At 54.7% G+C, this 8126-nt stretch carries 8 protein-coding genes; 2 read left to right on the forward strand and 6 right to left on the reverse strand.

Features of this window, described 5'->3' with window-relative positions; all coding sequences use genetic code 11:
- Entirely contained in the window at positions 1-1152 is a 1152-nt protein-coding gene (locus tag PSSD_RS18575; protein ID WP_058973229.1) for a Gfo/Idh/MocA family protein, read from the reverse strand.
- 211 nt (positions 1153-1363) lie between these two features.
- Between PSSD_RS18575 and PSSD_RS18580 the strand changes: the two genes are divergently transcribed.
- A complete protein-coding gene (locus PSSD_RS18580; RefSeq protein WP_235589256.1) occupies positions 1364-2035 on the forward strand; it encodes a TetR/AcrR family transcriptional regulator in 672 nt (223 codons plus the stop codon).
- A gap of 7 nt (positions 2036-2042) precedes the next feature.
- On the opposite strand, the gene PSSD_RS18585 is transcribed toward PSSD_RS18580, so the two are convergent.
- From PSSD_RS18585 to PSSD_RS18605, 5 genes are all read right to left on the reverse strand, one after another.
- Complete coding sequence (locus PSSD_RS18585) at positions 2043-2813, reverse strand: 3-hydroxybutyrate dehydrogenase (protein WP_039333266.1); 771 nt, start codon at positions 2811-2813, stop codon at positions 2043-2045.
- Positions 2814-2827: 14 nt separating this feature from the next.
- The gene (locus tag PSSD_RS18590) at positions 2828-4219 is read right to left on the reverse strand and encodes a GntP family permease (protein ID WP_058973230.1); all 1392 of its coding nucleotides are present in this window, start codon (positions 4217-4219) and stop codon (positions 2828-2830) included.
- A 103-nt stretch (positions 4220-4322) separates the two neighbouring features.
- Complete coding sequence (locus PSSD_RS18595; protein WP_058973231.1) at positions 4323-5504, reverse strand: acetyl-CoA C-acetyltransferase; 1182 nt, start codon at positions 5502-5504, stop codon at positions 4323-4325.
- Entirely contained in the window at positions 5501-6178 is a 678-nt protein-coding gene (locus tag PSSD_RS18600) for a CoA transferase subunit B (RefSeq protein ID WP_058973232.1), read from the reverse strand. The genes PSSD_RS18595 and PSSD_RS18600 overlap by 4 nt, the downstream gene beginning before the upstream one ends.
- Positions 6165-6884 (reverse strand): CoA transferase subunit A, encoded by a 720-nt coding sequence (locus tag PSSD_RS18605; RefSeq protein WP_058973233.1) that lies wholly within the window; start codon positions 6882-6884, stop codon positions 6165-6167. The genes PSSD_RS18600 and PSSD_RS18605 overlap by 14 nt, the downstream gene beginning before the upstream one ends.
- 146 nt (positions 6885-7030) lie before the next feature.
- On the opposite strand from PSSD_RS18605, the gene PSSD_RS18610 reads away from it, so the two are divergent.
- Entirely contained in the window at positions 7031-7930 is a 900-nt protein-coding gene (locus tag PSSD_RS18610) for a LysR family transcriptional regulator (protein WP_058973234.1), read from the forward strand.
- The last annotated feature ends 196 nt before the right edge of the window (positions 7931-8126 follow it).

The raw sequence follows: 8126 nt of genomic DNA on the forward strand, positions 1-8126 counted from the left end.
TCAGCGTTCCAGCGATGGCACATCAACCCAGCGACGCTCTTTCCAGCTTTTCAGTGCCAGATCGACCAACTGCAGCCCTTTCGCACCTTCCAGCAGATCCCAGCGATACTCACCCTCTCCCCAAACGTGGCGCAGAAACAGTTCCCACTGCACTTTGAATGCATTGTCATAGACTTGAGTGTCGGGCACGCTTGCCCAGTCATCGAAGAAGTTGTGTGTTTGACGGATGTCAGGATTCCACACCGGTTTCGGCGTATTAACACCCGACTGAGTGAAACAGTCGCTGAGCCCAGCCACCGCCGAACCTTTCACCCCATCGACCTGGAATGTCACCAAATCATCGCGGCGCACACGCACACACCATGAGCTATTGATCTGCACAATCGCGCCATTATGAAGCTCGAATGTGGCGTAGACCGCATCGTCCGCAGTGGCAACGTAAGGTTGTTGCTGCTCATCCCAGCGCTGCGGAATGTGCGTCGCTCCGATGCAGCTCAGGCTTTTGATCTCGCCAAACAGATTGTCGATGACATAGCGCCAGTGACAGATCATATCGAGGATGATGCCGCCGCCATCTTCACTGCGGTAGTTCCAGGAGGGACGTTGGGCGGGTTGCTGGTCGCCCTCAAACACCCAGTAACCAAACTCACCGCGCACTGACAACACGTGGCCAAAAAAGCCCGCCTCATTGAGCAGACGTAGTTTTTGTAATCCGGGAAGCCAGAGCTTGTCTTGCACCACGCCGTGACAAACGCCCTTTTCACGCGCGTAATGGTACAGGTCCAACGCATCATCCAGTCCCATCGCCACGGGTTTTTCCGAATAAACATGTTTGCCTTTGCTGATGGCTTTTTTCAGCAGCGCCGGGCGCGCCTGGGTGGTGGCCGCATCAAAGAAGATGATGTCATGTGGATTGTTAAGCGCCTCATCAATGTTGGTGCCCCAGCGCTCAATGCCATACTCACGCGCCAGCGCCGCGATTTTTTCCGCATTACGCCCAATGAGAATCGGATCTGGCATCAGGCGGTCGCCATTAGCCAGCGCGACTCCGCCCTGCTGACGAATCTGCACGATAGAACGGATGAGATGCTGGTTTTTGCCCATTCGCCCGGTCACGCCGTGCATGATGATGCCTACTGGAATCTGCGCCATGAATACACCTCAAAGTAGTTTGTGATGGAAGTAACACGCTCAACATCTGTTTTCACCGTTCAACTCACGTTGATTCATAATCAATCAACTAACTGGTTGATGACTTCACTATAGAGTTCAAAAATCAGCCTGACTTTGATCGGTTTCACATAACCAACTAGTTAGTTGAAAATCTTTCGCCCTTGTTTTATGCGCAAAAAGAGGCACTATAATGCTCAGAAAAACAGTGATGTGTGGGGATTCTGCTTTGGTTGATCGCGTGGCTAGCAATATTGATGAGGTGACGGATAAGCAGGTGCGGATACTGATGGCCGCCCGCGCCGAGTTCGCTGAGAAGGGATTTGACGGTGCTCGCGTTGACAGCATTGCCGAACGCGCCCACGCCAATAAACAGCTGATTTACTACTACTTCACCAATAAAGATATCCTGTTCACCAAAGTGCTTGAAGAAGCCTATCGAGATATCCGTGAGCAGGAAGCGGCGTTAAATCTTGATCATCTGCCTGCCGATCAGGCCATCCTGCAACTGGTGGAGTTTACCTGGCAGTACTATCTTAAGAACCCGGAATTTATCCGCCTGCTGAACAGTGAAAATCAGCTCAAAGCGCGTCATCTGAAAGAGTCTGATGTCACCGTGCAAATTAACCAGAGTTGGAGCAGCATCACGCAACAACTGCTGGCGCGTGGCCGAACAGAAGGCTGCGTTCGTGAAGATATTGATGTGATGCAACTCAACATCAATATCTCGGCGCTGGGTTTCTTTTACCTGATTAACCAGTCCACCCTCTCCATCATCTACCAGCAAGATCTCAGTGCCAAAGCAGCGCTCGATGAGCGCCTGCGCGTGATGAAAGAGTGTATTGCGGCGTGGATAAGGCCCTGACTTCGGCTTACTGTGCCAGCCAGCCGCCGTCCATATTCCAGGCGGCGCCGCGTACCTGCGCACCGCCTTCGCTACAGAGAAACAGCACCAGCGCCCCGAGCTGTTCCGGCGTCACAAACGCCTGAGCAGGCTGTTTCTCTGACAACAGGGCAAGCCGTGCCGCTTCAGGCTCTTCACCTGCTGCAATGCGCTTATCAATCTGCTGCTGCACCAGCGGTGTCAGCACCCAGCCCGGACAGATGGCATTGCAGGTGATTGGCGATGTGGCGTTTTCCAGCGCAATCACTTTCGTCAAACCCACCACACCATGTTTTGCCGCGACATAAGCGGCTTTCTCTTTCGATGCCACCAGGCCATGCACCGAGGCAATATTTATGATGCGCCCCCAACCGCGCGCCTGCATGCCCGGCAACACCGCACGGCTGGTGTGGAACACCGAGGACAGGTTAATCGCGATGATCGCATCCCATTTTTCCACCGGGAATCGCTCAACCGGTGCGGTGTATTGAATCCCGGCATTGTTCACCAAAATATCCACCGCACCATAACGCGATTCCGCCCACGCGATCATCGCCGAAATTTGCTCGGGATTGGACATATCCGCATCGTGGTAATCCACTTCAGCGCCAGTTGCAGCAATAAGCGCTTTGGCCTGATCCACATCACCAAAACCGTTAAGGATCACCGTTGCACCTTGCAGCGCCAACTGTTCGGCAATCCCCAAACCAATACCGCTGGTTGAACCGGTCACCAGCGCGACTTTTCCCGTTAACTGCATCGAATTATCCTCCTTTAGACAATGCCGGTGAGGTAAAACACCCCAATCACAAACAGCACTGCCAGACTTTTAATGATGGTGATGGCGAAGATACCACCATAGGCCTCTTTGTGGCTCAACCCGGTAATAGCTAACAGCGTGATCACGGCGCCGTTGTGCGGCAGCGTATCCATACCGCCGCTGGCCATCGCGGCGACACGATGCAGCACTTCCATCGGGATGCCAGTGGCCTGGGCCGCCTGTACAAAGTGTTCGGCCATCGCGGCCAGCGCGATACTCATGCCGCCCGATGCTGAACCAGTGATCCCGGCCAGTACTGTGATGCTGATCGCCTCATTCAGTAGCGGATTGGGAATCGCTTGCAACACGCCGGAGAGCACCACAAATCCTGGCAGCGCGGCGATCACCGCACCAAAACCATATTCGGAAGCGGTGTTCATCGCGGCCAGCAGCGCGCCCGCCACGGCTGTGCGGCTCCCTTCAGCCAGACGCCCGCGTATGTTGCGCCAGCCGAAGATCAGCACCACCAAAATGCCGCTCAGTAATGCTGCCTGCACCGCCCATATCGCGGTGGTTTTCTTGATATCTGTCACGATAGGAATAGGATTCCCCGGCAAAGTCACGCTGCTTTGCGCGCCGTACCATGATGGGATCCAGTAAGTGAAGAGAAGATTCAGCACTCCCACCAGAATCAGCGGCAGAATAGCAACCAGCGGGTGCGGTAAATGCACATCTTCTGCCGTTTCTGGCTCATTCTTTAAGTTGATGCCGTAAGGTTCATTGTTTGCCTGCGCCCGGCGGCGTTGACGATCCAGCCACAGCAGGCCAATGACAATAATGAACAGCGAGCCGATCAACCCCAGCCATGGCGCCGCCCAGGCGTTGGTGCCAAAGAAACTGCCGGGAATGATGTTCTGAATTTGTGGCGTACCGGGCAATGCGTCCATGGTGAAGGAGAATGCACCCAATGCCACCGTCGCCGGGATCAACCGTTTGGGGATATTGCTTTGACGGAACAGTTCCGCGGCAAACGGATACACAGCAAAGGCCACCACAAACAGCGAGACACCGCCGTAGGTCAGGAGCGCACACACCAGCACAATCACCGGGATCGCGTGACGACGCCCTAAGAGTGCAATCGCTGCTGTGACGATGGAACGCGAGAAACCCGACAGTTCAATCAGCTTGCCAAAGATGGCCCCGAGCAGAAAGACCGGGAAGTAGAGCTTCACAAAGCCCACCATCTTCTCCATAAACAAACCGCTGAACACCGGCGCGACGGCTGCCGGTTCGGTTAACAGCACTGCTAATAGCGCAGCGATCGGGGCGAATAAAATTACGCTATAGCCGCGATAGGCAGCTAACATCAGCAATCCGAGCGCAGCGAGGGCAATAACGACACTCATGTTGCTTCCTTATTATTTTATTGATGTTTTACCTGATGCGCATAAATGCGCACCCTACGATGTAGGGTCGCCATTAATGGCGACCAACGTAATTAGCGCCTGTTTAACGGCGTTCAATCGTTAACGCAACGCCCATTCCGCCGCCGACGCAGAGCGTGGCTAACCCGCGCTGCAGCTGGCGTTGCTCAAGCGCATGCAGCAGCGTGACCAGAATGCGGCAACCGGATGCACCAATCGGATGGCCAAGCGCAATCGCACCGCCATTGACGTTGACGCGCTCGGATTGCCAGTGCAGCGCTTTCCCCACTGCCAGTGCCTGGGCAGCAAAAGCTTCATTTGCCTCGATCAAATCCACTTGATCCAGCGTCCATCCCGCCTGTTTGAGCGCTTTTTGCGTGGCAGCAACCGGGCCGATACCCATCACCGCAGGGTCCACCCCCGCGATACCGCACCCCGTCAAACGCGCCATGACCGGCAACCCCAGCGCCGCGGCGCGCTGTGCCGACATCAGCATCACTGCCGCCGCGCCGTCGTTGAGACTGGAAGCATTGCCTGCGGTAACACTCCCCTCTTTTTTGAATGCGGGATGCAAACGCGCCAACCGTTCTGCGGAACTGTCCGCACGCGGCTGCTCATCTTCACTGATCACCTTCACTTCACTTTTGGCTTGTGGCACCTCGAGCGCAGTGATCTCTGCGCGAAAGCGCCCTTGCTGCTGTGCCGCTACCGCCTTTTGTTGCGACCGTAAAGCAAAGGCATCCTGGTCTTCACGACTGATGTGATACTCATCCGCCAGATTCTCAGCGGTGATCCCCATGTGGTAATCGTTAAAGGCATCCCACAGCCCATCATGAATCACGCTGTCAACTAACTGGCTGTGGCCAAAACGACAGCCACCGCGTGCATCGGGCAGCAAATAGGGCGACTGGCTCATGCTCTCTTGACCACCAGCAATGATGATGTCGGCTGCGCCACTCTGTATCGCTTGTGCCGCCTGCATCACCGCTTTCAGCCCCGATCCGCACACCATATTTAGCGTGGTGGCGGGTACGCTATAGGGCACACCGGCCGCGACAGCAGCCTGGCGCGCCGGGTTTTGCCCACAACCCGCGGTCAACACTTGTCCCATGATCACTTCATCTATCTGCGCGGGATCGACCTGGGTTTGCGCCAACAGCGCGGCGATCACCTTTTGCCCCAACTCAGCGGCGGAAAGCATCGCCAGCGCGCCATGAAAGCGACCAATCGGTGTGCGGGTCGCCGCAACAATCACGCACTCATTCATAGCGCCTCCGGGTTTTGCTGGGTAAAGACCATTTCACACACATCATCCGCCACGCGCAGTGCTCCGGCCGTTTTGACGCGAATCTCTTCGATGGTCACACCCGGCGCGTATTCACGCAGCACAAAGGCACCGTCTTCAATTTCCAGCCAGGCAAGTTCGGTGATCACTCTGCGGATACAACCGACGCCGGTAAGCGGCAAGGTACACTTGCTAAGCAACTTCAATTCACCGTGCTTTGAAGCGTGCGTCATCATTACGATGATGTTCTCGGCCCCGGCGACCAAATCCATTGCTCCGCCCATGCCTTTCACCATTTTTCCAGGGATCATCCACGATGCGATGCTGCCTTGGGTATCGACTTCCAGCGCTCCCAACACGGTGAGGTCAACGTGGCCACCGCGAATCATGGCGAAGGATTGCGCGGAGTCGAAAATCGCTGCCCCTTTGCGTGCCGTCACGGTTTGTTTGCCTGCGTTGATCATGTCGGCATCCAACTCCGCTTCGGTGGGAAAAGCCCCCATGCCGAGCAACCCGTTTTCTGACTGCATCATCACGTCCATGCCCTTGGGTACGTAGTTGGCGACCAGTGTCGGCATGCCAATGCCGAGGTTGACGTAATCACCATCACGCAACTCCTGAGCCACACGTTGCGCCATCTGTTCACGCGTCAGCATCGGTGCCTCCTGCTCTTAAGGTGCGCTGTTCGATACGTTTCTCGAAATTGCCTTGAATGACGCGATCGACATAGATGCCCGGCGTATGAATGGCCGCCGGATCGAGCTCACCGGGTGCGACAATCTCCTCCACTTCCACCACCGTGACGCGCGCGGCCATCGCCATCAATGGATTGAAATTCTGTGCCGTGTGGCGATAGATAACATTGCCGTACCAGTCCGCCTTCCAGCCTTTGACGATGGCAAAATCACCGCGAATCGCCTGCTCCAGAATGTAATGGCGTCCGTCAAACTCTCTCACTTCTTTGCCTTCTGCTACGGGGGTACCGTAACCGGTGGCGGTATAAAACGCGGGAATACCCGCCCCGCCCGCCCGGACTTTTTCGGCCAGCGTACCCTGAGGCGTCAGGATGACTTCCAACTCACCACTCAGCATCTGCTGCTCAAACAGCGCGTTTTCACCCACGTAAGAGGCGATCATGGTTTTGATTTGCTGGTTTTCCAGCAGTAAGCCGAGGCCAAATCCATCTACACCACAGTTATTCGACACCACCGTCAGCCCCTTCACGCCCTGCTGGCGAATGTGGGCGATAAGGTTTTCTGGAATGCCGCACAGGCCAAACCCCCCTGCCAGTACCGTCATATTGTCTTCTAACCCCGCCAGCGCTTGCTGATAGCTGGTGACGCGTTTATCTAAACCTGCCATTGCCGTGCTTCTCCTGAATTCGCCGGATAAAGCCATCCTCACGTCACAGAAATGATTTGTTAATTTTGTTTTTATGCACTTTTCATTTACTTTTTTTATTAATGGGTTGTTAATCGTTGTTTTACATAAAGTTAACAAATTAAAAAATGAAAATGACTATCAAGCAGTTACGCGCGTTTTTAGCGGTGGCTCACACTTTAAACTTCGCTCAGGCCAGTGAGCGACTGGCAATTTCACAACCTGCCTTGAGCCTGGCGATCAGTGGACTGGAAGGCGCTTTGGGGGGGCCGTTGTTCATGCGCACCACCCGTCATGTGTCGCTCACACCGGAAGGCGAGATCTTTTTTCCCATGGCACGGCGACTGCTGGCGGATTGGGAAAATGCCGAAGAGGCGATGCACCTGCGCTTTACGTTGCAACTTGGGAAAGTGTCGATAGCCGCCATGCCTTCTTTCGCAGGCAACTTACTGCCCGCTGTGCTGAAGGCATTTCGTCAACGCTATCCCGGCGTCAACATTGCAGTGCATGACGTGATCAACGAAACGGTGTTGGAAATGGTGCAAGAAGGACGTGTGGAGATGGGCGTGGCGTTCGAGCCTGAGCTTGCCGATTCACTGCATTTCACGCCGTTGGGCAGCGATCGCTTTGTCGCCTTGGTCCCCGCTGAAAGTCCGTTGGCACATAAGTCCCAGCTAAGCTGGCGTGAATTACTGCAACTGGATTTCATTACTTTGCAACGCCCCTCGGCGGTGAGACTGTTACTGGAACAGTCTCTGGCGCAGGCGGGAAAACGTTTGGATGTGGCCTATGAAAGCCATCAATTGGTCACAGTAGGCAAAATGGTGGCCAGCGGCCTGGGTGCCAGCGCAGTGCCGGCGCTTTGCATTCAGCAGATGCGCGAACTGGGCGCGGTGTGTGTGCCATTGGTGGCGCCCACCATCGAACGCCGCGTCGGCATTCTGCGTTTGAAACAACACCACTTATCCCACGCGGCAGCGGCGCTGGCGCAGACGATGAGCGATGAATGCCGTTGGCCAGATTCATAAGGATGTAGTTTCAATCATTATTAAACGAACAATAGTCATAACCCTATCTGGGAAAAATAATCCATGCTGAATTGAACATTTAAGATGAACAAATCATTAAGCGGTTTATTTATAAAACGTCTTAATATCATCATTAAATGATTATCACTGCTTCCACTTACATCGAATTTGGTTAATAAACCTAATATAACAGCGC

The organism is Type-D symbiont of Plautia stali (assembly GCF_001485335.1).
GTDB classification, from domain to species: Bacteria; Pseudomonadota; Gammaproteobacteria; order Enterobacterales; family Enterobacteriaceae; genus Pantoea; species Pantoea vagans_C.